The 25,024-nt window shown below is 63.0% G+C and carries 23 protein-coding genes; 10 read left to right on the forward strand and 13 right to left on the reverse strand.

The features are described from left to right. Positions 1–213: 213 nt before the first annotated feature. The 3 genes from OHD58_RS03570 to OHD58_RS03580 form a co-directional block, all read right to left on the reverse strand. Positions 214–609: a DUF4345 family protein gene (locus OHD58_RS03570; RefSeq protein WP_263801689.1), complete on the reverse strand. Its 396-nt coding sequence runs from the start codon at positions 607–609 to the stop codon at positions 214–216. 93 nt (positions 610–702) lie between these two features. Continuing rightward, on the reverse strand, positions 703–1,398 hold the full coding sequence (locus OHD58_RS03575; protein WP_263801690.1) for an aspartate/glutamate racemase family protein: 696 nt from the start codon (positions 1,396–1,398) through the stop codon (positions 703–705). 30 nt (positions 1,399–1,428) lie between these two features. Beyond that, positions 1,429–3,630, reverse strand: a complete 2,202-nt coding sequence (locus OHD58_RS03580) for a primosomal protein N' (RefSeq protein ID WP_263801691.1) — start codon at positions 3,628–3,630, stop codon at positions 1,429–1,431. Positions 3,631–3,724: 94 nt separating this feature from the next. Between OHD58_RS03580 and fsa the strand changes: the two genes are divergently transcribed. The 3 genes from fsa to OHD58_RS03595 all read left to right on the forward strand — a co-directional run bounded on the left by fsa (position 3,725) and on the right by OHD58_RS03595 (position 5,636). Then, positions 3,725–4,378 (forward strand): fructose-6-phosphate aldolase, encoded by a 654-nt coding sequence (gene fsa / locus OHD58_RS03585; RefSeq protein WP_263801692.1) that lies wholly within the window; start codon positions 3,725–3,727, stop codon positions 4,376–4,378. A 4-nt stretch (positions 4,379–4,382) separates the two neighbouring features. Next, positions 4,383–5,198, forward strand: a complete 816-nt coding sequence (locus OHD58_RS03590; RefSeq protein WP_263801693.1) for a 2-keto-4-pentenoate hydratase — start codon at positions 4,383–4,385, stop codon at positions 5,196–5,198. Positions 5,199–5,432: 234 nt separating this feature from the next. After that, entirely contained in the window at positions 5,433–5,636 is a 204-nt protein-coding gene (locus OHD58_RS03595) for a hypothetical protein (RefSeq protein WP_263801694.1), read from the forward strand. A 50-nt stretch (positions 5,637–5,686) separates the two neighbouring features. Here the strand turns inward: OHD58_RS03595 and OHD58_RS03600 are convergent, their stop codons facing one another. From OHD58_RS03600 to leuS, 3 genes are all read right to left on the reverse strand, one after another. Next, positions 5,687–6,604 carry a GNAT family N-acetyltransferase gene (locus OHD58_RS03600; protein WP_263801695.1) on the reverse strand — a complete coding sequence of 306 codons (918 nt, stop codon included), beginning with the start codon at positions 6,602–6,604 and terminating at the stop codon, positions 5,687–5,689. A gap of 101 nt (positions 6,605–6,705) precedes the next feature. Continuing rightward, positions 6,706–7,260: an LPS assembly lipoprotein LptE gene (locus OHD58_RS03605; RefSeq protein WP_263801696.1), complete on the reverse strand. Its 555-nt coding sequence runs from the start codon at positions 7,258–7,260 to the stop codon at positions 6,706–6,708. Next, positions 7,247–9,895: a leucine--tRNA ligase gene (gene leuS / locus OHD58_RS03610; RefSeq protein WP_263801697.1), complete on the reverse strand. Its 2,649-nt coding sequence runs from the start codon at positions 9,893–9,895 to the stop codon at positions 7,247–7,249. Before leuS ends, OHD58_RS03605 begins: the two co-directional genes overlap by 14 nt. A gap of 106 nt (positions 9,896–10,001) precedes the next feature. On the opposite strand from leuS, the gene OHD58_RS03615 reads away from it, so the two are divergent. Beyond that, on the forward strand, positions 10,002–10,664 hold the full coding sequence (locus OHD58_RS03615; protein WP_263801698.1) for a YggS family pyridoxal phosphate-dependent enzyme: 663 nt from the start codon (positions 10,002–10,004) through the stop codon (positions 10,662–10,664). Positions 10,665–10,674: 10 nt separating this feature from the next. On the opposite strand, the gene OHD58_RS03620 is transcribed toward OHD58_RS03615, so the two are convergent. Beyond that, positions 10,675–11,580, reverse strand: coding sequence for a LysR family transcriptional regulator (locus OHD58_RS03620; protein WP_263801699.1), 906 nt, complete (start codon positions 11,578–11,580; stop codon positions 10,675–10,677). A 121-nt stretch (positions 11,581–11,701) separates the two neighbouring features. Here OHD58_RS03620 and OHD58_RS03625 point away from each other — a divergent pair, with 121 nt between their 5' ends. Both OHD58_RS03625 and OHD58_RS03630 read left to right on the forward strand, forming a co-directional pair. Continuing rightward, positions 11,702–12,898, forward strand: coding sequence for an MFS transporter (locus tag OHD58_RS03625; RefSeq protein ID WP_263801700.1), 1,197 nt, complete (start codon positions 11,702–11,704; stop codon positions 12,896–12,898). Between the two features lie 26 nt (positions 12,899–12,924). Next, positions 12,925–13,959 carry an aldo/keto reductase gene (locus tag OHD58_RS03630; RefSeq protein WP_263801701.1) on the forward strand — a complete coding sequence of 345 codons (1,035 nt, stop codon included), beginning with the start codon at positions 12,925–12,927 and terminating at the stop codon, positions 13,957–13,959. Between the two features lie 61 nt (positions 13,960–14,020). On the opposite strand, the gene OHD58_RS03635 is transcribed toward OHD58_RS03630, so the two are convergent. Together OHD58_RS03635 and OHD58_RS03640 are read right to left on the reverse strand one after the other, a co-directional pair. Further along, positions 14,021–15,127 carry a branched-chain amino acid ABC transporter substrate-binding protein gene (locus OHD58_RS03635; RefSeq protein ID WP_263801702.1) on the reverse strand — a complete coding sequence of 369 codons (1,107 nt, stop codon included), beginning with the start codon at positions 15,125–15,127 and terminating at the stop codon, positions 14,021–14,023. Positions 15,128–15,251: 124 nt separating this feature from the next. Further along, on the reverse strand, positions 15,252–15,524 hold the full coding sequence (locus OHD58_RS03640) for an usg protein (protein ID WP_263801703.1): 273 nt from the start codon (positions 15,522–15,524) through the stop codon (positions 15,252–15,254). Between the two features lie 316 nt (positions 15,525–15,840). Here OHD58_RS03640 and acs point away from each other — a divergent pair, with 316 nt between their 5' ends. After that, entirely contained in the window at positions 15,841–17,808 is a 1,968-nt protein-coding gene (gene acs / locus OHD58_RS03645) for an acetate--CoA ligase (RefSeq protein ID WP_263801704.1), read from the forward strand. Positions 17,809–18,435: 627 nt separating this feature from the next. On the opposite strand, the gene OHD58_RS03650 is transcribed toward acs, so the two are convergent. The 4 genes from OHD58_RS03650 to OHD58_RS03665 form a co-directional block, all read right to left on the reverse strand. After that, positions 18,436–18,900 carry a thermonuclease family protein gene (locus tag OHD58_RS03650; protein WP_263801705.1) on the reverse strand — a complete coding sequence of 155 codons (465 nt, stop codon included), beginning with the start codon at positions 18,898–18,900 and terminating at the stop codon, positions 18,436–18,438. Positions 18,901–19,079: 179 nt separating this feature from the next. Next, positions 19,080–19,346, reverse strand: a complete 267-nt coding sequence (locus tag OHD58_RS03655) for a PepSY domain-containing protein (RefSeq protein ID WP_263801706.1) — start codon at positions 19,344–19,346, stop codon at positions 19,080–19,082. 105 nt (positions 19,347–19,451) lie between these two features. Next, positions 19,452–20,321, reverse strand: coding sequence for a transglutaminase-like domain-containing protein (locus OHD58_RS03660; RefSeq protein ID WP_263801707.1), 870 nt, complete (start codon positions 20,319–20,321; stop codon positions 19,452–19,454). A gap of 103 nt (positions 20,322–20,424) precedes the next feature. Beyond that, on the reverse strand, positions 20,425–20,640 hold the full coding sequence (locus OHD58_RS03665; RefSeq protein ID WP_263802685.1) for a DUF1674 domain-containing protein: 216 nt from the start codon (positions 20,638–20,640) through the stop codon (positions 20,425–20,427). 91 nt (positions 20,641–20,731) lie between these two features. On the opposite strand from OHD58_RS03665, the gene htpX reads away from it, so the two are divergent. The 3 genes from htpX to OHD58_RS03680 all read left to right on the forward strand — a co-directional run bounded on the left by htpX (position 20,732) and on the right by OHD58_RS03680 (position 24,983). Then, positions 20,732–21,742, forward strand: a complete 1,011-nt coding sequence (gene htpX / locus OHD58_RS03670; RefSeq protein ID WP_263801708.1) for a zinc metalloprotease HtpX — start codon at positions 20,732–20,734, stop codon at positions 21,740–21,742. Next, positions 21,739–23,130: an RsmB/NOP family class I SAM-dependent RNA methyltransferase gene (locus OHD58_RS03675; protein ID WP_412177157.1), complete on the forward strand. Its 1,392-nt coding sequence runs from the start codon at positions 21,739–21,741 to the stop codon at positions 23,128–23,130. The genes htpX and OHD58_RS03675 overlap by 4 nt, the downstream gene beginning before the upstream one ends. A gap of 86 nt (positions 23,131–23,216) precedes the next feature. Then, entirely contained in the window at positions 23,217–24,983 is a 1,767-nt protein-coding gene (locus OHD58_RS03680; protein ID WP_263801710.1) for a heparinase II/III family protein, read from the forward strand. The last annotated feature ends 41 nt before the right edge of the window (positions 24,984–25,024 follow it).

Below are 25,024 nucleotides of genomic sequence, written 5' to 3' on the forward strand. Positions count from 1 at the left end.
AGGCCGCAAGATTTCTGGCGCGAGTGCAGGACTCTGGCTAAATCTTTGACCTTGTTGAATTTTCGTGGCTGGAGGGGATTCCGAGCGGCCTCCCCCGGCCAAAAGTCGATTGCCGTCTAGCACAGGCTTTTGGCGACCGCAACACGGCACAACGCAAGCTTTTCGGGCAGTTTTGTCGCAGCAGGCGAAAGCCCGGCGGAGCCTGGCCTGGAATCAGGCAACGAAGCCCAGAGCGAGAGCCAATGGAAGCATCGCCAAAGCCACTTCGATGACCAGCCAGACCCAGTTGTAGAGGGTGTTTCCCTCGTCCGACAGCATCGACACGATACGGCCGAAGGCGGTGAACAGCCAACTGAAGCCGAGCGCCAGATAGAGCATCGGTTGCGCCAGCAGAATGCAACACAGGCCGAGACCGAGATAGAAGCCCGACATGGTGGCGCGCGCCTCGCCGACGGCCTCGGGGTGTTTTTCGGTCGGCTGGAGCCGCAGGAGGCGGAAGGAAAGCCTCGGCGCGAACAGGAAGATCAGGCCGAATGCCACCGTAACCACGGCTGACGACCACGCCAGCCATTCGCCTTGGCTCGTCGGCCAGGGAAACGAGAATTCCATGGTGTCCCCTCGAACATCCGCGTGAAAATGCGGGCATTCTAGCGAACGTCGGGCGACGCGCCAGTCGTCAGCCCGGATTTTCCGTGGGCACGGTCAGTTCAGCGCGAAATCCACCGCCGCCTCGGCGTGGATGCGGGTCGTGTCGAAGACGGGGATGTCGAAATCGTCCTGGCCGACCAACATGGTGATCTCGGTGCAGCCCATGATGACGCTGTCGATGTCGTTGGCGCGCCGTATTTTCGCGACCTCGGCGATGTAGGCATCCTTCGATTCGCCGGTGACGATGCCCTTGCACAGTTCATCGTAGATGACGCGGTGGACCATGGCGCGGCCTTCGGCATCGGGCACGACCGGCGCCATGCCGTGCTTCTTCGCCAGCCGGCCCTTGTAGAAATCCTGCTCCATGGTGAAGCCGGTAGCCAGAAGCGCTGGCTTGCTTGCGCCGGCGCGCTTCATCACGCCGGCGGTGGCATCGGCAATGTGGATGAGAGGAACCGAAACCGCCGCCTGCACCTCGTCGGCCATGCGGTGCATCGTGTTGGTGCAGATAAGCAGGCCTTCAGCACCGCCATCCTCCAGCCTCCTCGCCGCGTCGGCGAGAAGTGCTGCCGCACCCTGCCAGTCGCCTTCATGCTGGCGGTCGGCGATCTCGGCGAAATCGAACGACCACAACAAAAGCTTCGCCGAATGAAGCCCGCCCAGCCGCTCGCGCACGATCTCGTTGAGATGGTGATAATAGATCGCCGTCGATTCCCAGCTCATGCCGCCGATCAGGCCGAGTGTTTTCATGACGGAAGATCCTCGCGGGTCATTATCTGCCTACAAAAAGCTCTGCGGGTCGATGTCGACGCTGACCCGCACCGAACCGCGTATTTTCGGGCCGGCGGCCAGCATGTCACGGATGTAGCCTTGCATATCCGAGCGCCGGTCGCCCTGAACCAGCAGGCGGAAGCGGTGGCGGCCGCCGATCAGCGCCAGCGGCGCTTCGGCCGGGCCGAGTACATGGATATCGTCGGACGCCGGTGCCGCGCGACGCAGCCCGCGCGCATGGCTTTCGGCTTCGGCACGAGTCTGTGCGCTGACGATGATACCGGCCAGCCGTCCGAACGGCGGCAAATGCGACCGCTCGCGTTCGGCGATTTCCTTCTCGTAGAAAGCTTCGGCATCGCCGGAGACGATCGCACGCATCACCGGGTGGTCTGGTTGATAGGTCTGCAGCAGGCCGTGGCTTTTCTTGCCCGTGCGGCCGGCGCGGCCGGTGACCTGGCTGAGCAACTGGAAGGTACGCTCCGCCGCACGCGGATCGCCGTTGGCAAGGCCCAGATCGGCATCGACCACGCCGACCAGCGTCATGTTGGGAAAATTGTGGCCCTTGGCCACCAGTTGCGTGCCAATGACAATGTCGGCGTCGCCATTGGCGATGGCCTCAAGCTCCAGCCTGAGCCGTTTGACTCCGCCCATGATGTCGGAGGAGAGCACGATGGTACGGGCATCCGGGAAATGCCCGACGACCTCTTCGGCGATGCGCTCGACGCCCGGTCCGCAGGCAACCAGGTGATCGAAGGTGCCGCATTCCGGGCAGGCATCGGGACGCTTCTCGTGATGGCCGCAATGGTGGCAGACAAGCTGGCCGCGAAAGCGGTGTTCGACCAGCCAACTGGAACAGTCCGGGCACTGGAAACGGTGGCCGCAGACCCGGCAGAGCGTCAGCGGCGCATAGCCGCGCCGGTTGAGGAAAAGCAACGACTGTTCGCCCCGTGCCAGGGTCTGGCGGACATGATCGACCAGCACCGGCGACAGGAATCCGCCCCGCGCCGGCGGCGACTTGCGCATGTCGATCGCCTTGATGTCGGGCATGGCGGCATCGGCGAAGCGCTGCGACAGCGCCGCGCGCCGGTAGCGGCCTTGCAGGACATTGACCTGGCTTTCGACCGACGGCGTCGCCGAAGCCAGCACCACGGGAAAGCTGCCTATATGGCCGCGCACCACAGCCATGTCGCGCGCATGATAGTAGACGCGGTCCTCCTGCTTGTAGGCAGGGTCGTGTTCCTCATCGACGACGATGAGGCCAAGGTTGTTGAAGGGCAGGAACAGCGCCGACCGCGCGCCGGCAACGACCCGCACGGTTCCCTCGGCCACCTGGCGCCAGACCTTTTCGCGCATACGCGGCGGCAGATCGGAATGCCATTCCGCAGGCTTGGCGCCGAAGCGGTCGTGGAACCGTTCGAGGAAGGCCTGGGTGAGCGCAATCTCGGGTAGCAGGATGAGAACCTGCTTGTCCTTTTCGAGCGCGGCCGCGATCGCCTCGAAATAAACCTCCGTCTTGCCGGAGCCGGTGACGCCGTCGACCAGCGTGACGCTGAATTCTCCGGCCGCGACGCCTCCCCGGAGCATTTCGGCTGCCGCCTTTTGATCGTCGGTCAGGTCCGGCACCGCATAGCCGGGGTCCGGTGCCGCCACCACCGGCCGCGGCGGGATCATCACCGGCTCGAACACGCCCTGCGCCTTCAATCCGTCGATGACGGTAAGCGACACGCCGGCGGCATGCGCCAGCCCCGAGCGGGTCCAGGCAAGACCGTCGGACGAAAGCTCCAGGACGCGCGTCCGAGCCGCCGTCATGCGGTCCGGCTCATTTTCGGTGCGCTGCAATCCTTCCGTCCATAGCTGCGGATCGAAGGCTTCCGGCGCCCGCAGCAGCATCCGTGCCACCATGCCGGGCGGCGACAGCGTGTAGGACGAGATCCAGTCGACCAGCCGACGCATGCCTTCGTCAACCGGCGGACAATCGAAAACCTCGGAGATCGGCCGCAGTTTCTTCGGGTCGACCGCGTCGGTGCTGCCGTCCCAGACGATGCCGGCCACCTCGCGCGGTCCGAGCGGCACGCGCACGATCGAGCCCGGCTCGACATGCATACCGTCGGGCACAGCGTAGCTGTAGGGGCGCTCGGCCGGCATCGGCACCAGCACCGGCACTGACAGCCGCTCGGCTTCCAGCCTGAAGGGTAGCGAATCTTGCTTCATCGGACGTGACCTTGCCCCGAACTTCGTCTAGATCAAAGGCCGAACACGGGGCAGCCTTTTGCGGCCGCCTGCGAAAATCGCGAAGGAGACAGCCATGAAATTTTTCGTCGACACGGCGGATATCAAGGAAATCAAGGAGCTCAACGATCTCGGGCTGCTCGACGGCGTTACCACCAACCCTTCGCTCATCCTGAAGTCCGGCGGCAAGATCGCCGAAGTGACGAAACAGATCTGCGACATCGTCGAAGGCCCGGTCTCGGCGGAAGTGACCGCCACCGAATATTCGGAGATGATGAAGGAAGCCAAGGTGCTGGCCAAGATCGCCGACAATGTCTGCATCAAGGTGCCGCTGACCTTCGACGGATTGAAGGCCTGCAAGGCGATCCGCTCCGAAGGTCGCATGGTCAACGTCACCTTGTGCTTCTCGGCCAACCAGGCACTGCTCGCCGCCAAGGCCGGCGCCAGCTTCATCTCGCCCTTCATCGGCCGCATAGACGACATCGGTATCGACGGCATGGAACTGATTTCGGAAATTCGTACCATCTACGACAATTACGATTTCAAGACGGAAATCCTCGCGGCGTCGATCCGCACCGTGAACCACGTCAAGCAGGCGGCGCTGATCGGCGCGGACGTGGTGACGGTGCCGCCAGCGACGCTGAAGGCGCTGGTCAAGCATCCGCTGACGGACAAGGGCCTGGAGCAATTCCTGGCGGACTGGGCCAAAACCGGCCAGAAGATCGGCTGATCCGGTGGCGGCAGGCAACCCCGGGGCGATCGCGTCGGAGGCTCTCTCCGCCCTCGACGCAAACCGCCAGGTTGAGCCCTTTTCGTCGCGCATCCCGGGTTTTGCCAACGATGACGCCTATGCGGTTACCGCGGCGTTGCGCGACATGCGCATCGCGCGTGGCGAAACGCCGGTCGGCCGCAAAATTGGCTTCACCAACCGCACCATCTGGGCCGAATATGGCGTCGACCGGCCGCTTTGGGGCCATGTCTACGACACCACGCTGCACGATATTGGCCCCGGCGGACAGATAAAAGTCTCACACCTGCCGGAGCCGCGCATCGAGCCGGAGATCGTGTTCGGTCTCGGCCGTGACATAGAGCCGGCGGCGAGCTTGGCCGAAATCGCCGCTTCGATCGCGTGGGTCGCACACGGCTTCGAGATCGTGCAATCGATCTATCCTGGCTGGCGGTTCACCGTCGCTGATTGCATTGCAGACGGCGGCCTGCATGGCGGGCTGTTCGTGGGGCCGCAACGGGCCGTGTCCGGCAGCGAGCGCGAAGGCCTGGCCGCGGCGCTTTCGTGGCTGACGCTCTCGCTGTCCCGCAACGGCGAGATCACAGACACCGGTGTCGGGACCAACGTGCTCGACGGACCGGTTCAGGCGCTCGGGCACCTCGCCACCGTTCTCGCGGACGACCGGCTCAATCCTGCGCTCCGCAAGGGCGAAGTGATTACCACGGGCACGCTCACGCGCGCCTTTCCGGTTGTGCCGGGCGAACGCTGGTCCACGACGATTGACGGTTTCGATCTGCCCGGACTTTCGGTCCAGATCGGGTAGCGAGAAATCACGACGACCCGGCGGAACCTCGCAAAGCCAATAGATCGCCGGCTTTCTTGGGATGGACAGGACGCGTCGTTCGTCCGGGCCAGCCGCAAGCATAAATTTGATGAAACTTTTCGGTAAATTTTCTGCTGCCGCTAGAGCGGTCATGAACCATGCCTATGCCCAGCGGCTACCATCACCCCGCGCTAAAGTATATCAGACCACGGCGGGTGGCTGCTTGGTTGAGGGATGAAGATGCAATCGAACTTTGCCGCCGCACGCGCCTTGCTTGAAAACGCTCAAGCGCTTCTCGATGGCGACGATGACAAGTCCGGCAAGTTGCGCGAGGCCCTCGATTTGTTGATCGAGGCGGTGCTGACGGCTGAACACAGCCAGCCGGCGGTTGCCAGCAATATCGTCCGATTCCCAGGCAAACGGGCGGCCGCTCGGTAAACCGGCATCGTCTTCCCGGCGTTTCCCTGCCAATGCCGTCTACACTGTTGTCAGGCCGGCAACAGTGGGGTGAACGTCGCATCGGGATCGTCCGCCAACCCATGCACGGTGTGCTGCTGCAACCGCGCGGCAACGTCGGCCGGTTCGCCTTCCAGTGCATCGGCCAGGATCGGCTTGCCGATGGTGATCGAAAAAGCGCGGCCCTTCTTGTTCAGAAGTTCATGAAACACCGTCATGTCGCGCAGTTCGGTCGAATATTTCGAAAGAAAATAGAACAGCCCGGAATTGCGCGCAGTGATCCGTGCCGGGACCACTGGATAGCGATAGCGCCGTGCCAGCGATACCAGCGAGGTCTGCCATGGCCTTTCAGTCAGCACACCTTCATGCCAATAGGCGATGCGGCCTGACGGAAACAGCACGATCGCCTTGTTGGAGGCAAAAGCCCGTGCCGTCATTTCCAGCGTGTCACGGCTCTTGGCGTGCGATTTCTCGCCCTGCCTCCATTCTACCGGAATGATCAGATCGCGGAAGCCGGCGGCAACCCGTTGCGCGTCACGATTGGCGAAAATCGCCATGTCCGGGCGGACATTCTTGAGCGCATCGAACACCGCGACGCCATCGGCGATGCCGGTCGGATGACTGGGCGCCAGGATGAAGCCGGTTTTTTCCGGTAGATTGGCAACCCCGCGTACCGTCACGTCCAGCGACAGAAGCGCGCTGAGATAGGACATCGCATCCCAGCCGGACATCTCGGCGACATCGTCCGCCATTTCGACAGCTTGATAATAGTGGAGGAAGCGCAAAAGCAGCGGCCGCATGATTGGCCACAAGGGATGACGCGACAGCATCGTGGAACGCTCGGCGATCATCTGGTCGATGATATGAGCATCTTCGCCAATGCTGACGCCCCGGAACCAGCGCGCGCCGAGCGTTTCCGTGAAGCTGGACGGCGTCGTCCGGGAATCCATGGTTTCCACTCCGTTGGGCGCTGTTTGGCCGAATCCTGTGACGCAGTAATGACACGAGAGCGTACAACAAACTTGCCGCGAATGTTGTTCCTGGCGCGGCGCTACTTCGATGCCAGCCTTTCGAGATCCTGGGCGACAGCCAGACGGACAAGCTCGGCAAGTTCACGCGCGGCCCGGTTCTCCGCGTCACGCGTCGCTCGCAGGCGCGCGAATTCCTGCCGGGGCGCATCATAGGAAGATGCCACCTGGCGTGCGCCCTTTGCGACGACGGTTCCACCCTTGCTCAGCGTATAGCTCGAAGAAACCGTAACGGTGCCGGCCGTTGGCTCGTCTTCGTCACCGATCTGGATAATGGCGGCAGCCTCGTTTCGCGACGTGACGCCGAGATCAAGCGTGTAGGCCGGGCTGGCGGGCTCACCCTTGCCGCCATTGAGCAGGAAGATCATGTGATTGCGCACTTCCTGGCCGTAACGGGTCGTGGCTGGCTTGACCGAGATCGACGCCAATTCCGCCGTTGTGCTGGCGCCGGCTCCAGTTGAGGTCACCGGAGCATAAAGGGGCCGTACGGTGCAGGCCGACGCCAGGACCAGGCATGAAAGCAGTATCGGTCGGAGAAAACGGCTCACCTGGTTCCACTTCCGCTCAGACAACGACATTCACGATTCTCTGCGGGACGACAATCAACTTCCGCGGCTGTTTGCCATCCAGCGCCTTCTGCACGAAGTCCAGATCGAGCACCGCTTTTTCGACCGTACCTTGGTCTGCGTCGCGGGCAATTGTCAAATCGCCACGCTTCTTGCCGTTGATTTGCACCGGATAGATTACGTCGTTGTCAACCGTCAGCGCCGGGTCGAATTCCGGCCAGCGGCGGTTGGCCACGAACCCCTCGCCGCCGAGAGCCGCCCAGCATTCCTCGGCCAGATGCGGCATCATCGGCGCGACCATGATGATCAGAAATTCCAGCGCCTGGCGGCAGGCCGCCTTGAGTTCGGAATCCGCTGTTCCAGCCGCAACGGCATTGAGCGCGGGCTGGATCGCATTGGTCAGTTCATAGAGCCGCGCGATACCTTTGTTAAAGGCGATCTTCTCGATATCCTCGGCAACCAGCCGGGCGGTCTTGTGCGCGATACGCGAGATGGCCAGGCCCTCGCCGCCACCGGCCTGCCTGGGCGCAACGCCGTCCAACGGGGCCGCCGTTTCCGATACCAGGCGCCAGACACGCTGGACGAAGCGGTGCGCACCCTCGACGCCGGCCTCGGTCCACACGACGTCACGTTCCGGTGGCGAATCGGACAATACGAAGAAGCGCGCGGTATCGACGCCGTAGCTGGCCAGGATGTCGTTCGGATCGACGACGTTCTTCTTCGACTTCGACATCTTCTCGATCGGGCCGATCTCGACCGGCGATCCATCGGATAAGAGGGACGCCCTGCGGTCGCCGTCGATGGCCTCGATTTTGACGTCGATCGGCATAACCCAGGTGCCGTTTGGCCCGGCACCACCGATGCGATACGTCTCGTGCACGACCATGCCCTGCGTAAACAGCCCCTCGAAAGGCTCTTCGACCACATTCAGGTGCCCGGTCGCCTTCATGGCGCGGGTGAAGAAGCGCGAGTAGAGCAGGTGCAGGATGGCGTGCTCGATGCCGCCGATATATTGCCTGACCGGCAGCCAGCCGTTCTGGCCGTCGACCGCCGAGAGCGTGGTCGGCGCATCCTCGTTCCACGGATCGGTGAAGCGGGCGAAATACCAGGACGAGTCGACAAACGTATCCATTGTATCGGTGTCGCGCCGTGCCGGCTTGCCGCATTGCGGGCAGTCGGCGTGCTTCCAGGTCGGATGGTGGTCGAGCGGATTACCCGGCTTGTCGAAGCTCAGATCCATCGGCAGTTCGACCGGCAGATCCTTGGCCGGCACCGGAACCGCACCGCAATCATCGCAATAGATCACCGGGATCGGCGCACCCCAGCAGCGCTGGCGCGAGATCAGCCAGTCGCGCAGCCGGAACTGCACCTTGCGTTCGCCTTGCGGGCGATTGCCGACGGTGACACCGGAAAGCCGTTGCGCCACCTCATCGAACGCCTCTTTCGGCTTCATGCCGTCAAGGAAGCGCGAATTGATCATCACCCCGTCGTCGACATAGGCTTCGTCGATGATCTGGAAGGTCTTTTCGTCAGCGCCTTCCGGCATGACGACAGGCACCACGGGCAGGCCGTATTTATTGGCGAAGTCGAGGTCGCGCTGGTCTCCCGACGGGCAGCCGAAAATGGCGCCCGTGCCGTAGTCCATCAGCACGAAATTGGCGACGTAGACCGGCAGTGTCCAACTGTCGTCAAAGGGGTGCACGACGCGAATGCCCGTGTCGATCCCTTTCTTCTCGGCGGTCTCGATCTCGACCGCCGAGGTGCCGCCGCGCCGGATCTCCTCGATGAAGGCCGCCAGCGCAGGGTTGTTCTCGGCTGCCTTCGCCGCCAGCGGATGATCGCCGGCGATCGCCATGAAGGAGGCGCCGAAGATCGTGTCGGGGCGGGTCGTGTAGACCTCCAGTTCGGATTCACCGCCCGGCGCCGTGCCCTCGGCGATCGGCCAGCGGATCAGCAGGCCTTCCGACCGGCCGATCCAGTTCTCCTGCATCAGCCGCACCTTTTCCGGCCACCGGTCCAGAGTCGCGAGGCTGTCGAGCAATTCCTGGCTCATCGACGTGATCTTGAAGAACCACTGCGTCAGGTCGCGCTTTTCGACCAGGGCGCCCGAGCGCCAGCCGCGGCCATCGATGACCTGCTCGTTGGCGAGCACCGTCATGTCTTCCGGGTCCCAGTTGACCTTGGCCGATTTCCGCTCGACCAGGCCGGCCTTCCAGAAATCCAGGAACATCTTCTGCTGGTGCTTGTAGTAGCTCGGATCGCAGGTTGCGATCTCTCTGCTCCAGTCGAGCGACAGGCCGAGCGTCTTCAGCTGGCCCTTCATCGTGGCGATGTTTTCATAGGTCCAGTCGCGTGGATTGACCTTGTTGTCACGCGCGGCGTTCTCGGCCGGCAGGCCAAAGGCGTCCCAGCCCATCGGGTGCAGCACGTTGAAGCCTTGCGCGCGCTTGTAGCGCGCGACGACATCGCCCATCGCATAGTTGCGGACATGGCCGATATGGATGCGCCCGGACGGATAGGGAAACATCTCGAGCACATAGTATTTCGGGCGCGGGTCTTCGTTCTTCGCCTCGAAGAGTTTTGCCTCGTCCCAGGCTTTTTGCCATTTCGGTTCGGCCGCGCGGGGATTGTATCGTTCGGTTGCCATGCCCGTTATTTCGCCTATGAAGAATGCGGGAGACGTTCACCATGGTTTGCCGGACCCGTCAACACCGCGGGCCTGGAAGTGCATGCAAATTAAGGCGGTTTCAGGCATGAGCGACGCGGTCCAGCGATTGCAGCAGGTGAGAGAGCGAATCGCCGCGGCCGAAAAGGAAGCAGCGCGACAAACGGGCGACGTCATCCTCGTCGCAGTGTCGAAAACCTTCTCGGCGGACGATATCCGGCCCGTCATCGAGGCCGGGCAGCGTACCTTCGGCGAGAACCGCGTGCAGGAAGCGACAAGCAAATGGCCGGCGCTGAAAGCGGAATTTCCCGACCTCGAACTGCATCTGATCGGTCCGCTTCAATCCAACAAGGCCAAGGAGGCCGTCGCTCTATTCGACGCGATCGAAACAGTGGACCGCGAAAAAATCGCGGCGGCCCTGGCGGCGGAGATGAAGAAGCAGGCCAAGGCACCAAAGCTCTACGTACAGGTCAACACCGGTTCGGAACCGCAGAAGGCCGGCATCGAGCCCCGCGAGGCAGTCGCATTCGTAGCGCGCTGCCGCGATGTCCATGGTCTCGCCATCGAAGGGCTGATGTGCATCCCGCCCGCCGACGAAAATCCCGGGCCTCACTTCGCGCTGCTCGAAAAGCTGGCGCGGGAGGCTGGCGTCGACAAGCTTTCCATGGGCATGTCCGGCGACTACGAACTGGCGGTCCGCTTCGGAGCTACATCGGTGCGGGTCGGCTCGGCCATTTTCGGCAGCCGGTAAGCCCGCTCCCTCAGAACTTCAAGTTCTCCACCAGGAAGTCGACAAAGGCCCGCACCCGCGCTGGAAGATATTTGCCCTGGCCGACATAGACGGCGTGGACCGGCTCCTCCTCGCCCGGATTGAACTCCTCGAGCAGGGGCACCAGCCGTCCGGCGGCGATATCCGGCCCGATATGCCAAAGCGCATGCTTCGCGATGCCGCCGCCTGACAATGCCATCAGCCGCATCGATTCGCCGTCGCTGACCAGCGACTTGCCGGATGGCATGACGCTGACCTTCTCCCCTTCGGGACCGGTGAAATGCCAGCCTTCGACATGGCGTGCGAAGCAGAAGCCCAGCACGGTGTGGCGATGCAGGTCGGCGGGCGTCCTGGGCGTGCCATGCGCCGCGAGATAAGAGGGCGACGCCACGACCGTCATGCGGCTTTGTCCGAGCTTGCGCGCGACGAGGCTCGATTCGGCGAGCGGCCCGGCGCGGATTGCGAGGTCGGCACGCTCCTCCATAAGGTCGACGACGCGGTCGGTGAGTGACAGGTCGACTGATATTTCCGGGTTGAGCTCGAGGAATTTCGGAATAAGCGGGATCAGCTTGTGCTGGCCGAACGGCACCAGGCAATTGACGCGCAGCCGGCCCCGCGGTGCCGCGCCTTGCGCCGCTTCACGTTCGGCGGCGGCGATTTCGGCGAGGATACGCAACCCGCTTTCGTAGAAGGCGACACCTTCCGGCGTGACCTGCAATTTGCGGGTTGAGCGACGCAGCAGCCGCGCGCCAAGGCGATCCTCCAGCCGCGCAATCAGCTTGCTGACCGCTGATGGCGTCATCCTGAGTTCTCGTGCCGCTGCCGAAAAGCCCTGTGCCTCGACGACGCGGATAAAAACTTCGATCTCGCCGGAACGGTTGATGTCGATGCGACCCATTCGTGAATTCATTTCACAAAAACTGTGCCGGGATCAAGGCTGGTTCACAGCCACCCGTATGACGATCTAACGGGTTCAGCCGCGGATGCGACTTGCCAATCTATGATTCGGGGACCCTGTCATGCCTCTTGCACTCTATGCCCTCACCGCCGGAGCCTTCGGCATCGGCGTCACCGAATTCGTCATCATGGGCCTGCTGCTTGACGTCAGCGCCGACCTCGGCGTCTCGATCTCGGCGGCGGGTATGCTCATTTCCGGCTATGCGCTGGGCGTCGTGGTTGGTGCGCCGTTGCTCGGCGCCATAACCGGCCGCTGGTCGAAGAAGACCCTGCTCATCGCCCTGATGGTCGTCTTCACCGCCGGCAACCTCGCCTGTGCGCTGGCGCCCGACTACTGGACGCTGATGGCGGCCCGCGTGCTCACGGCTTTCGCGCATGCTTCCTTCTTCGGTGTCGGCTCGGTCGTCGCCACCGGCCTGGTGCCCGCCAACAAGAAGGCCTCGGCCATCGCCGTGATGTTCACCGGCCTGACCGTCGCCAACATCCTCGGCGTTCCTTTCGGTACCTGGCTCGGCCAGGCCTATGGCTGGCGTTCGACCTTCTGGGCCGTAACGCTGGTCGGGGTGATCGCCATCGCTGTGATTGCGCTGCTGGTGCCGCGCGACAAGCCGTCGAGCGGCCAGGAGGAAAGCTCCGGCAGCGCGCTTGCCGTGCTCGGCCGCCGCGCGGTGCAGCTTGGCCTGTTGACCACGGTGCTGTCCTGGGTAGGCGTCTTCGCCGGCTTCACCTACATCGCTCCGATCCTGACTGAGATTACCGGCTTTTCCGAAGCGGCGGTGTCACCGATTCTGATGGTGTTCGGCGGCGGGCTCATCGTCGGCAACATTCTCGGGGGACGTCTGGCCGACAAGCGCTTGGTGCCGACCCTGCTGGGCAGTCTCGTCGCGCTGGCGCTGGTGCTGTTTGCCATGACCTTCGCCATCCACAGCCAGGTGCTGGCGGTCGTCACCATCGGCCTGTTCGGCGCCGCCGCCTTCGCCACTGTCGCACCGCTGCAGATCTGGGTGCTCCAGAAGGCAGAAGGTGCCGGCCAGGGCCTCGCTTCGTCGTTCAATATTGCCGCCTTCAACCTCGGCAACGCCATCGGCGCCTGGCTCGGCGGCTTCGTCATCGACCACGGCCCCGGCCTCGGCGCCATCACCTGGGTTGCCGGCCTGGTGCCGCTCGCCGCACTTGCCGTCGCGATCCTGGCACTGCGCCGCGAGAAGCATAGCGAACAGCTTGCACCTGCCGTGGCTTGTCCCGGCGCTGCAGAGTAACCATCGAAATCATCAGGAGAAGAACCATGGAATATCGACGTCTTGGCGCATCCGGCCTGAAAGTGCCGGCCCTGAGCTTCGGTGCGGGAACCTTCGGCGGTTCCGGCCCACTGTTCAGCCATTGGGGCACCAGCGATGCCGAGGAGGCGCGGCGGCTGGTCGATATCTGCCTCGAAGCCGGCGTCAACCTGTTCGACACCGCCGATGTCTATTCGAACGGCGCTTCGGAAGAGGTCCTCGGCGAGGCCATAAGGGGTCGCCGCGACCAGGTGCTTATCTCCACCAAGACCTCGCTGCCGATGGGCGACGGTCCGGCCGATTATGGCTCCTCCCGCTCGCGTCTGATCAAGGCGGTCGAAGACGCCCTGAAGCGACTCGGCACCGACTACATCGATCTCTTGCAGCTACACGCATTCGACGCCGGCACGCCGGTCGAGGAAGTCCTCTCCACCCTCGACAACCTCGTGCAGGCGGGCAAGCTGCGTTATATCGGCGTCTCCAATTTTTCCGGCTGGCAGGTGATGAAGTCGCTGGCGACGGCAGAGAAACACGGCTGGCAACGCTACGTCGCGCACCAGGTCTATTATTCGCTGGTCGGCCGCGATTACGAATGGGAGCTGATGCCGCTCGGCCTCGACCAGGGCGTCGGCGCGCTGGTGTGGAGCCCGCTCGGCTGGGGCCGGCTCACCGGCAAGATCCGCCGCGGCCAGCCACTGCCCGAAGGCAGCCGGCTGCACGATACCGCGAGCTTCGGACCGCCGGTCGACGACGAGCATCTCTACCGCGTCGTCGACGCTCTCGACGAGGTGGCCAGGGAAACCGGCAAGACGGTGCCGCAAATCGCCATCAACTGGCTCTTGCGGCGGCCGACCGTGTCGTCGGTCATCATTGGCGCCCGCAACGAGGAGCAGCTGCGCCAGAATCTCGGCGCCGTCGGCTGGGCGCTGACGCCGGAGCAGGTGAAGAAGCTCGACGAGGCGAGCGAAGTGACGGCTGCCTATCCGTATTTCCCCTACCGCCGGCAGGAGGGTTTCGCGCGGCTCAACCCGCCCGCCGTGTAGGCAGAGCCGAAAATGAAAAGGCCGGCATCTCCGCCGGCCTTTTGTCGATATCGACGAGGCTTTATTCCACCGCGACGATCTTGCCGCCTTCCCACTTAAACAGCGAGAAGCTCGGCGAGCTGAGGTCGCCCGTTTCGCCATAGGTCAGCTTGCCGATCGCCGTCGCAACCGGCTCGCCAGCCTTCAGCGCGGTGGCCACCGCTGTTGCATCTTCGGCGCTGCCTGCCTTCTCGATACCGGCCTTGATCACTTCGACAGCGGCATAGGCGTTGAGCGTGAAAGCCTCCGGCGGGATGCCCTTCTCGCCCAGCACCTTGACGGCCTCGGCCGAGTCCGGGTTCTTCAGTGCGTCGGTCGCGTTGGTAAAGATCGTTCCGGCGGCCGCCTCGTTGCCGATGGCCCAGAATTCGCTGTTGGAGAGACCTTCGCCGCCGATGATCGTCGCATTGACGGAAACGTCGCGAAGCTGGCGGGCGAGCAGACCGCCTTCCGGGTGGTAGCCGCCGAAGTAGATCACCTCGACGTTCTCGGACTTAATGCGGGTGACGAGCGCTGAAAAATCCTTTTCGCCGGGCGTCAGCGAGCTTTCCATCACTTCGGTGACGCCGCCGGCGTTGAGCGCTGCCTTGAACGCATTGGCGAGGCCCAGGCCATAGGTACCCTTGTCGTTGATGATGGCGATCTTCTTGTCCTTGAGGTTCTTCAGCACATAGGCGGCGGCGACTTCCGCCTGCTGGTCGTCGCGGCCGCAAGTCCGGAGCACATTGGTCAGGCCGCGTGCGGTCAGGTCAGGGGCGGTCGCGGTCGGCGTCACCATCAGCACGCCATTCTCGGCAAAGACATCCGAGGCGGGGATGGCGACACCCGACGTCACCGGACCGACGACAAATCGCACGCCGTCGCCGACCAGCTTGTTAGCGGCCGAAACGCCCTGCTTGGGGTCGCCTGCGTCGTCGGCCAGCGTCAGCACCACCTTTTCGCCAAGGATGCCGCCATTCTTGTTGATGGTTTCGACGGCGGCTTCGGCACCATTCTTGACCTGATCTCCGTACGCCGCGACCGCTCCGGTCAGCGGTGCGACGAGGCCGATGACGATATCGGCGCGCGCGGTCGTGGTGGACAGAAGGGAGGCCGCCAAGGCGGCGCTCAGCCAGATTTTATTGGTCATGATCATACTCCTCGAGCGTCGGGCCTGCTTGAGGCCCGTTGAAGGCTCGGGGAATACGCTTCCGCGCCGGTCAAGGCAAAGCGATTGCTTTGGGCCAGAAGCCGGCGAGGATGCTCACCAAACGTCAGTGCAGGACCAGTTCGCCGCTGACGTTGCGCCATTCGTTTGGCGAGATCAGCTTCTTGTGGGTGTAGGCGACCGAATGCAGCGGGCCGTCGAGCTTGGTCTTCCAGAAATCGATGAACCGATAGAGCGCCGGAAACTTCGGCGCCAGGTCGTAGTGCTGCCAGATGAACGTCTGCAGCACATGCGGATGATCCGGCAGGTGGTAGAGAATTTGTGCCGTGGTGAGGCCGTAGCCCTTCAGCATCAGTTCCATTTCGGCATTGTCACGCATGGCCGTCCTCCAGCGCTCCGTTGTCTCCTCCACGTCGCGAAGTGTGCGCCGCGATTGTTAATCGTCTATTGAAATGCGGTCGGCCGCAACTCGTTTCCACAACAAAAACAGGATGTTGGCAGCCGGCACAAGCGAGTGCTGATTATCCGGCTCGGCCAAACCAAGCATGAAGTGCGGCATGCCGCCACGCGAATCCAACGTCTAATATTGTGGTCGGCGGTCAAATGATAATAATGCCGGCGAAATCATCGATGGCGATCGTCTGTTTGCGGCTTCAAGCCGCCAGCCGTTGGAAATTTGGGAGGAAGTGCCGAAAATGTCCGAGGTCCAGGTTCACCGTGTCCAGCCGGCGTGGAAAAAAGACGCGCTCATCGACAACGAGACCTATCTCAAATGGTACAAGGAGAGCGTGAAGAACCCGGAAAAATTCTGGGCCAAGCACGGCAAGCGCATCGACTGGATGAAGCCCTACACCAAGGTCAAGAACACCTCGTTCGACGGCAAGGTCTCGATCAAGTGGTATGAGGACGGCCAGACCAATGTCTCGGTGACCTGCATCGACCGTCACCTGAAAAAGCGCGGCAACCAGACCGCCATCATCTGGGAGGGCGACAACCCCTACGACGACAAGAAGATCACTTATAACGAGCTCTACGAGCATGTCTGCCGGCTCGCCAATGTAATGAAGAAGCACGGCGTCAAGAAAGGCGACCGCGTCACCATCTACATGCCGATGATCCCGGAGGCAGCCTATGCGATGCTTGCCTGCACGCGCATCGGCGCCATCCATTCGGTGGTGTTCGGCGGTTTTTCCCCCGATGCGCTGGCCGGCCGCATCGTCGACTGCGAATCGACCTTCGTCGTCACCGCCGACGAGGGCCTGCGCGGCGGCAAGCCGATCCCGCTCAAGGAAAACACCGACAAGGCGATCGATATCGCCGCGAAGCACCATGTCATGGTCAAGAACGTGCTCGTGGTGCGCCGCACCGGCGGCAAGACCGGCTGGGCCAATGGCCGCGACCTCTGGTACCATGACGAGATCGGCACGGTTAAACCTGACTGCAAGCCCGAGAAGATGAAGGCGGAAGACCCGCTGTTCATCCTCTACACCTCCGGCTCGACCGGCAAGCCGAAGGGCGTGCTGCACACCACCGCCGGCTATCTCGTCTACGTCTCGATGACGCACCAGTATGTCTTCGACTACCATGACGGCGACATCTACTGGTGCACGGCCGATGTCGGCTGGGTGACCGGCCACAGTTATATCCTTTACGGGCCGCTGGCCAACGGCGCGACGACGCTGATGTTCGAGGGCGTGCCCAACTATCCTTCGCAGTCGCGCTTCTGGGAAGTGATCGACAAGCACAAGGTCAACATCTTCTACACCGCGCCGACGGCGCTGCGCGCGCTGATGGGCGCCGGCGACAGCTACGTGAAGAAGACCTCGCGCAAGAGCCTGCGCGTGCTGGGCTCCGTCGGCGAGCCGATCAACCCGGAAGCCTGGGAATGGTATTTCAACGTCGTCGGCAACAAGAAGGTACCGATCGTCGATACCTGGTGGCAGACCGAGACGGGCGGCATCATGATCACCCCGCTGCCAGGCGCCACCGACCTCAAGGGCGGCTCGGCGACGAGGCCGTTCTTCGGCGTGCAACCGCAACTGGTGGATGAAAAGGGCGACGTGCTGGAGGGTGCTGTCTCCGGCAATCTCTGCATCATAGACTCCTGGCCCGGTCAGATGCGCACCGTCTACGGTGATCACGACCGCTTCGTGCAGACCTATTTTTCGACCTACAAGGGCAAGTACTTCACCGGCGACGGGTGCCGCCGCGACGAGGACGGCTACTACTGGATCACCGGCCGCGTCGACGACGTCATCAACGTTTCCGGCCACCGCATGGGCACGGCCGAGGTCGAATCGGCGCTGGTCGCGCACGACAAGGTGTCGGAGGCCGCCGTCGTCGGCTATCCGCACGACATCAAGGGCCAGGGTATCTACTGCTACGTGACCCTGATGGCCGGCGAGACCTGGACCGACGATCTGCGCAAGGAACTGATCGCGCATGTGCGCAGGGAGATCGGCGCGATCGCTTCGCCCGACAAGCTGCAATTCGCGCCGAGTCTGCCCAAGACGCGCTCGGGCAAGATCATGCGGCGTATCCTGCGCAAGATCGCCGAAGACGATTTCGGCGCGCTCGGCGACACCTCGACGCTGGCCGATCCGGCTGTCGTCGACGACCTGATCGCCAACCGGCAGAACAAGAAGGCAGAGGCGAAAGCGTAAGTCCTGCAACCTTTGATTTACACAATCAAATATTGCAATTTTAGCTTGCATAGATACAATCTGGACGACCGACTCGATCGGCGTCCGGATTGTAGGGGAGCAAGCGATGAAATACCGTCGGAAGAATGGCAGTGACACTTGGCATTTCTGCACGAATTGCAGCAAATGGCCGACTAGTGATTACGTCGAACGCGACTCCAAGCCTACTACAGGCGAGTTGGACAACGAGTGTCAGGCGAAAGAAAACAACGGCACCTGCAGCAAGAAGCAATAGCACAACCGGTGGCTGCATCGCCTCGCCGCTCTTCGTCTCCTGCATGAGAGCGATCGCCTGTGTGGCTTTTTTGCACTTGCGAAAGCGGGCGAAGCACCCCAAGTTTGGGGCGTGTTCAACAGATCGAAAGGAGGTGATCCGATGTCGAGTGATTTCGTTTTCCAGAACGTGGCCTCAGCGGATTGCACTTTCGGGAAGCAGTCTTCCCTTTAAGGCGCGAGATGCGCGGCTTGTGACCTTCGGGTCATAGCCAGAGGCCGCGCCATGGACGGAAACACGGAAGGCCGTTTCTCGAAAGGGAAGCGGCCTTTTCCTTTGTCCACGATCATGGCCTTGGATCGTGGACCGTACTTCTAATCGCACCAACCGGCACGCCGTCCGCCTTTGTAGGGCCGTACCAGCGCCTGCTCGAGCATCTGGTCGGCGACAAACTCACCCGCCTGTGTTTCCACGTCGGCCAGCACCCTGCCGTAATATTTGGCGCTGCCTATGTTGGAGATCCGAACATTTGTACCGATCAGGTCGGCAAGCGCCCTGCGCGCCTTTAGTGCCGCGGCGTGCTCGGCCTCACAGCGGCTCTTCATCTCCGGCGCATCGATGCCGCGGACCCTGATGTTGACTTCAATCACCTGGCCCGGCCAGACATGCGCCTCGGCCATGAACGTGTCGCCATCGAGCACGTTCAGCACTGTCGCTTCGACAGGACCTTCAAAATTGCCGCGCCGTTTGGCTTCGCCAGATCCCGCGAACAGCACGGAAACCGCTACGGCCAGGATGGCCGCGAGCCTCAACCTTGCACGAGATGCGTTCGAACTCATGCAAGGTATTTATTCCTATCACGGTACTTAAGCAAGCCTTGATATTCTATATTTGCCGTGGTGTGCCCATCAAATCATAGCAACAGCCAGATCGTCATGCCCCCGGCTATGACGGCGGCAAGCCAGATCATTGCGACCCACGAGGCCGCCCGTTTATTCTCGCCGTGGGATTGCAGAGTTTACATCCTCGGTTCGCCGGTGACCGGATCGATCTTGATCTCCACCTTGGCCTTGTCAGATGTGTAATAGACCACATCATAATATCCGTCTTCATCCCAGTCGATCTCGTCGATATAGCGGAACTGGTCCCGCTGTTCGATCTTGGTAATGATCTCGGAGAGCTTCAGCGATTTTTCAGGCGGAATAGGCGGCGGCTGGGTCTGCGCCCATGCCGGGATCGCAAAAAGCAGCCCCGCGCTAAGAATTCCAGGGATCGCGGTTCGCATCGACGGCTCCTTCGTGATGTGTGGACAGCATCAGAACGGGCTGGCTCGCCTCAGGGTTCCACCGCAGGCAGACTACTACCTGCAACAGCTAGCCCTTCTACTGGTTCAGGTGATGAGCGGCGTCGTCAATGTCCGGTCGATGCCTTGCTGCGGCGGACAAGCTGGATGGCTGTCCTGTTCGTACGTCCACACCTTGAAGGTGGTGAGCTTGTGGGCGCCAAAGCTGTGCAGCAGCGGCACGTCGGTGGCGTCGCGGCCGCGCGCCACGACAACCCTGCCGATGCGCGGGACGTTGTGGCGGGCGTCGAACGTATACCATTTGCCGTCGAGGAATGCCTCGAACCAGGCGTTGAAATCCATCGGCGCCGGATCCGGCGGCACGCCGATGTCGCCAAGATAGCCGTTCACGTAACGCGCCGGAATGTTCATGCAGCGGCACAGTGTGATGGCGAGATGCGCGAAGTCGCGGCAGACGCCGACGCGCTCCTCATGCGCCTGCGCCGCCGTGCGGGTCGCCCGCGCATAGCCGTAGCCAAACGACAGGCGGTTGTGGACATAGTCGCAGATAGCCTGCACCCTCACCCAGCCCTGCGGCAGATGGCCGAACAGACGCCATGCCAGATCGCCGAGATGATCGGTCTCGCAGTAGCGGCTGCCAAGCAGGAAAACGAGCGTTTCATGCGGCAGGTCCTGTATAGGTGTTTCCTGTGCCAGCGTATTGATTTCGTCGGTCTCGCCGCTGTCGTCGATCACGGCATCGTAGAGAATGCGAAAGCCGCCTTCCGGCGCCGTGAACCGCCGGCAGGCGTTGCCGAAGCCATCCTCGTAGACGGTGCTCGGCACATGCGGCGAGGTCAGCACCCTGGTCTGGCGCTTGATGTCATGCTGGCGATCCGGATTGACGTCGAGCAGTGAAATGACCGGCATCGGTTGCGGGCACTCGATAGCAATCTCATAACCGAGCCTGATCAGCATCGCGGCACCTTCGATGTTGGAGGAAGAACTTTCCCACCAACGTACACCGGTGGCTTCTGGTTCCGAGAAGCACGTGCTCGAACCCGGCCGCCTGCCATGCGGTCTAGAAATCGCTGGTCAGGCCCTTCACCTCCCAGTCGCCATAGCGTCCGGGTTCCTTGCCGCCGCGACCGCCGAGTTCTTTCGGCAGGCTGGCCTCTTGTTCCAGATAGGTTTTCCGGCGGGCCTCGGCTTCCGCCAGTGCGCGCCTGGCCGCTGGCGTCAAAGTCCTTTTCTCGACTTTCAGTTCGGCCTTGTTCTGATCTTCGGCTTCAGACATTGAATCGCTCGAAATATTGAAAGGACGGGATCGCTTTCCCATCATATAGACTGGGTTCTGGACCGGATCGACCCCAAACACGGAGCTGACGATGAACATCATGCGCACCGCCATGCTTTTGGCCTTCATGACCGCGCTCTTCATGGGCGTCGGCTACCTGATCGGTGGATCGGGCGGCATGATGATCGCGTTTCTGATCGCCGCCGGCATGAACCTGTTCAGCTACTGGAACGCCGACAAGATGGTGCTGCGCATGCACAACGCCGTCGAGGTCGACGAGCGTAATGCGCCTGAATATTACGGCATCGTGCGCGAACTGGTGCAGCGCGCCGGGCTGCCCATGCCGAAGGTCTACCTGATCGACAACCCGCAGCCCAATGCGTTCGCCACCGGCCGCAATCCCGAGAACGCCGCCGTCGCCGCCACCACCGGTCTGCTTGAAAGGCTGAACTACGAGGAAGTCGCCGGCGTCATGGCGCATGAACTCGCCCATGTGCAGAACCGCGACACGCTGACCATGACGATCACCGCGACACTTGCCGGTGCCATCTCCATGCTCGGCAACTTCGCGTTTTTCTTTGGCGGCAACCGTGAAAACAACAATCCGCTCGGCTTCATCGGCGTGCTGGTCGCCATGATCGTGGCGCCGCTGGCCGCGATGATGGTGCAGATGGCGATCAGCCGCACGCGCGAATATTCAGCCGACCGCCGCGGCGCCGAAATCTCCGGCGACCCGCTTTCGCTGGCATCGGCGCTTGACAAGATCGCGCGCAACGTCGAACGCATCCACAATCCGGATGCCGAGCGCAATCCGGCAACCGCGCATCTTTTCATCATCAACCCACTTTCCGGCGAGCGCATGGACAATCTTTTCTCGACGCACCCCAACACCGAAAACCGCATCGCCGCCCTGCAGCAGATGGCAGGCGGCACGGGTGGTGGAATGCGTCAGCCCGAAACGCGAGCCGCGCCGCAAGCGCCCGCGCCGGAACAGTCGGCACCGTCCGGTCCGTGGGGCCAGCAGCCGGCGGAAACCAAACCGCCCCGCCAGTCCGGCAAATGGGGCCGCAACCCGACCGGGCCGAAAGGCCCGAGGTCGTGAACGGCGCCAACGCTTCCGGAAAACGGCAAAGATCCCGCGGCCCCGATCTTCAAGCGGAGAACGACCTGAATATCCCAGGCCTGCCGGCACGCAAGGCGGCGGCGAAGCTGCTTGCCGCGGTGATCGATGCAAAAACGCCGCTCGACGGGTTGACCGATCATGAGCATGGCCATCCGCAGTTTCGCACCCTCGACATGCGCGACCGTTCGCTGGTGCGCGCCATCCTCATCACCGCGCTGCGCTTCCGGGTGACCATCGGCAAGCTGATCGCACGCCGGCTCGAGCGGCCGTTGCCGGGAAACGCCCATTCACTGTCTCACCTGCTGCATGTCGCGGCGGCGCAAATCCTGTTCCTTGACATTCCCGACAGCGCGGCGGTCGATCTCGCGGTCACGCATGCGAAATCCGACCCGCGCACCGCGCGGTTCGCCGGGCTGGTCAACGGTCTGCTGCGTGGCATTGCCCGTGCCAAGGACCATCAGTTGCCGAAAATGCTGGCATCCACCGGCGATGCCCCCGACTGGTTCATCGAGCGGCTGACCGCTGCCTATGGCGATGACAAGGCACACGCCATCCTTGCCGCGCACCGTACCGAGGCCCCGGTCGACTTCACCGTGAAATCCGATCCGGAAGGCTGGGCCGAAAAACTCGGCGGCATCGTTTTGCCCACCGGCACCGTGCGTGTCGAACACTTGGCCGCCAATGTCGCCGATTTGCCGGGTTACGGGGACGGCGCCTGGTGGGTGCAGGATGCCGCCGCGGCACTGCCGGCCCGGCTGCTCGGCGATGTCGCTGGCCTGCGCGTTGCCGACCTGTGCGCCGCGCCCGGGGGCAAGACTGCGCAACTTGCCATGGCTGGTGCGGACGTTACCGCCGTCGACGCGTCGAAGAACCGGCTCGCCCGGCTTGCGGTCAACCTCGATCGCCTCGGCCTCCGGGCCGAAATTGTCCAGGCCGATCTCCTGGATTATCAGCCGGCGGAGCTTTTCGACGCCGTTCTGCTCGACGCGCCCTGTTCATCCACCGGAACCGTGCGTCGGCACCCCGATGTGCCATGGACCAAGTCGCCGGAAGACGTCGCCAAGCTGGCCGCCCTGCAGCGCAAGCTGCTCGACAAGGCGCTGCAGCTGGTGAAACCCGGCGGTCGGCTGGTCTTCTCCAACTGCTCGCTCGATCCACTGGAAGGTGAAGCGCTGGTGGAAGCGATGCTGGGCGAAACCGCCCTTGCAACACTCGACCCGATCGTGGCGGGCGAGATCGACGGCATCGCACCGTTCCTCACCGCCAATGGCCTGCTGCGCACCACGCCCGCCGATCTCGATCTCGGCAGGCCGGGCATTTCCGGTCTCGATGGGTTTTTCGCGGCGCGTTTCCGCCGTGCCGGCTAAACAGTTCGCCACGCCTGCGTTTCTAAACCATTCGCTAACCATAAATTATGGATAAGGATGAAGGTGGCGACGCAAGGATTCGGTTTTTGGCAAGTGCAGCGGGCAACGCTCCGCGCCTCTGGGCGCTTGTTGCGAGGGAGGTCTGGCGCCGGACCCGCCGCAGGCTGCGTGCCGGACCGGTCTATCGCTGGCGTTATACCGGCCGCACGCCGGAACGCGTTCTCATCGCACCGCCCGACCTCCGGCTTGCCGATCCCCAGATCGCGCTCGAAATCTACTACGGCCGTTTTCCGCTCGCCGGCCACCTGGTCGAGACCGGAGGCCAGTCGCCGTTCCAGATGCCGGTCGTACATCGCGGCTGGCTGAAGGCGCTGCACGGCTTCCGCTGGCTGCGCCACATGCGTGCGGCCGGTACCGAGCTTGCCGCCGCCAATGCCCGCGCGCTGGTTTCCGACTGGATCGCCACGCATGGCGGAAAAATCTCCGGCACGGCCTGGGACCCGGCGACGACGGCACGGCGCATCATAGCCTGGCTGCAGCATTCCTCCGTCGTGCTGCAGGGGGCCGAGTTTCCCTTCTACCGGACGTTCCTGCGCTCATTGGCGGTGCAGATACGCTATCTGCGCTCGATGGCGCCGGAGATGCCTGACGGCAGCGAGCGGCTGCGCGGCCGCATCGCGCTTGCCTTTGCCGCTTTGTCGCTGCCGGCGCCAGGCTCGGCGATCCGCAGCGCGACACGCAATCTCGCCGAGGAACTCGACCGGCAGATTCTGCCCGATGGCGGGCATATCTCACGCAACCCGCTTGTCGTGCTCGAGCTGCTGGCCGATCTTCTGCCGCTCCGCCACACATACGCCAATCAGGGCGAAACGCCTCCCGAAGCGCTGATCGGCGCCATCGAGCGCATGCTGCCGGCATTGCGTTTCTTCCGCCATCAGGACGGCAGCCTCGCCCGCTTCAACGGCATGGGCGCCACGATCCAGGACCGCATCGCTGCCGTGCTGCGCCATGACGACACCGCCGGCGCGCCGCTTCTGCACGCTCCCCATTCGGGTTACGAGCGGCTTTCGATGGGCGGTACGACGGTGATCGCCGACACCGGCATGGTGCCGCCGCCAGATGTATCGGGCCACGCCCATGCCGGCTGCCTGTCCTTCGAACTGTCTTCCGGCCGCCAGCACTATGTCGTCAACGCCGGCGTCGACGATTTCGGCGCCGATGATTTCCGGCCGCTGGCGCGCGCCACCGCCGCGCATTCAACCGCAACGCTGAACGACACTTCGTCGGCGCGCTTCTCCCACTCCGCACGCGTCAACGGCCTGCTGCGCACGCCCCTGGTTGCCGGGCCGCGCCATGTCCCCAGCCAGCGGACCGATGCTGACGGCACGCAGGGTTTCGTCGCCAGCCACGATGGATATGTCTCCCGTTTCGGTCTCTTCCACGAGCGCGAACTGACGCTTTCCGACGGCGGCAACCTGCTTGAAGGCGTCGATCGTTTCTTCCGTGCCGGTGGTGAGACGCCGAGGAGCAATGGCCGCGATCTCGTTACCTTGCGTTTCCACATTCATCCCGAAACCCAGCTGTACCGCGACGGGCAGGGCCGTCTGGTGCTCGCCGCGGGCGGCGCCGACAGCTGGGCGTTTTCATGTGACGCAATGCCTGCCGACATCGAGGAATCCATCTTCTTTGCCGGCCTCGGCGGGCCGCGCCGGACCAGCCAGATCACGCTCTCATTCAAGGCTTCCGAAATCCCCGAGATCGCCTGGCAATTGACGCGAACGCGCGTCGTGGAACCACCTCGGCCCGAGGCCTCCCACAGCACGCGGACGATTTTCGGCGACACGCCGGTTTGATTCCGCCCAGCCCTGTGTTACGGCGCGGCCTGTTTCTCAGT

It is taken from the genome of Mesorhizobium sp. ZC-5 (assembly GCF_025753855.1).
GTDB lineage: Bacteria > Pseudomonadota > Alphaproteobacteria > Rhizobiales > Rhizobiaceae > Neomesorhizobium.

Excerpts from the sequence above, each read along its gene's own strand:
- OHD58_RS03620 (WP_263801699.1), bottom strand. The coding sequence starts at position 11,580 with ATGGGTCGCATCGACATCAACCGTTCCGGCGAGATCGAAGTTTTTATC.
- OHD58_RS03605 (WP_263801696.1), bottom strand. The coding sequence starts at position 7,260 with ATGTCGTTGTCTGAGCGGAAGTGGAACCAGGTGAGCCGTTTTCTCCGA.
- OHD58_RS03630 (WP_263801701.1), top strand. The coding sequence starts at position 12,925 with ATGGAATATCGACGTCTTGGCGCATCCGGCCTGAAAGTGCCGGCCCTG.
- OHD58_RS03570 (WP_263801689.1), bottom strand. The coding sequence starts at position 609 with ATGGAATTCTCGTTTCCCTGGCCGACGAGCCAAGGCGAATGGCTGGCG.
- OHD58_RS03575 (WP_263801690.1), bottom strand. The coding sequence starts at position 1,398 with ATGAAAACACTCGGCCTGATCGGCGGCATGAGCTGGGAATCGACGGCG.
- OHD58_RS03625 (WP_263801700.1), top strand. The coding sequence starts at position 11,702 with ATGCCTCTTGCACTCTATGCCCTCACCGCCGGAGCCTTCGGCATCGGC.
- OHD58_RS03635 (WP_263801702.1), bottom strand. The coding sequence starts at position 15,127 with ATGACCAATAAAATCTGGCTGAGCGCCGCCTTGGCGGCCTCCCTTCTG.
- OHD58_RS03655 (WP_263801706.1), bottom strand. The coding sequence starts at position 19,346 with ATGCGAACCGCGATCCCTGGAATTCTTAGCGCGGGGCTGCTTTTTGCG.
- fsa (WP_263801692.1), top strand. The coding sequence starts at position 3,725 with ATGAAATTTTTCGTCGACACGGCGGATATCAAGGAAATCAAGGAGCTC.
- OHD58_RS03640 (WP_263801703.1), bottom strand. The coding sequence starts at position 15,524 with ATGCGTGACAATGCCGAAATGGAACTGATGCTGAAGGGCTACGGCCTC.
- OHD58_RS03615 (WP_263801698.1), top strand. The coding sequence starts at position 10,002 with ATGAGCGACGCGGTCCAGCGATTGCAGCAGGTGAGAGAGCGAATCGCC.
- OHD58_RS03595 (WP_263801694.1), top strand. The coding sequence starts at position 5,433 with ATGAAGATGCAATCGAACTTTGCCGCCGCACGCGCCTTGCTTGAAAAC.
- OHD58_RS03600 (WP_263801695.1), bottom strand. The coding sequence starts at position 6,604 with ATGGATTCCCGGACGACGCCGTCCAGCTTCACGGAAACGCTCGGCGCG.
- OHD58_RS03580 (WP_263801691.1), bottom strand. The coding sequence starts at position 3,630 with ATGAAGCAAGATTCGCTACCCTTCAGGCTGGAAGCCGAGCGGCTGTCA.
- OHD58_RS03660 (WP_263801707.1), bottom strand. The coding sequence starts at position 20,321 with ATGCTGATCAGGCTCGGTTATGAGATTGCTATCGAGTGCCCGCAACCG.
- OHD58_RS03650 (WP_263801705.1), bottom strand. The coding sequence starts at position 18,900 with ATGAGTTCGAACGCATCTCGTGCAAGGTTGAGGCTCGCGGCCATCCTG.
- OHD58_RS03665 (WP_263802685.1), bottom strand. The coding sequence starts at position 20,640 with ATGTCTGAAGCCGAAGATCAGAACAAGGCCGAACTGAAAGTCGAGAAA.
- acs (WP_263801704.1), top strand. The coding sequence starts at position 15,841 with ATGTCCGAGGTCCAGGTTCACCGTGTCCAGCCGGCGTGGAAAAAAGAC.
- htpX (WP_263801708.1), top strand. The coding sequence starts at position 20,732 with ATGAACATCATGCGCACCGCCATGCTTTTGGCCTTCATGACCGCGCTC.
- leuS (WP_263801697.1), bottom strand. The coding sequence starts at position 9,895 with ATGGCAACCGAACGATACAATCCCCGCGCGGCCGAACCGAAATGGCAA.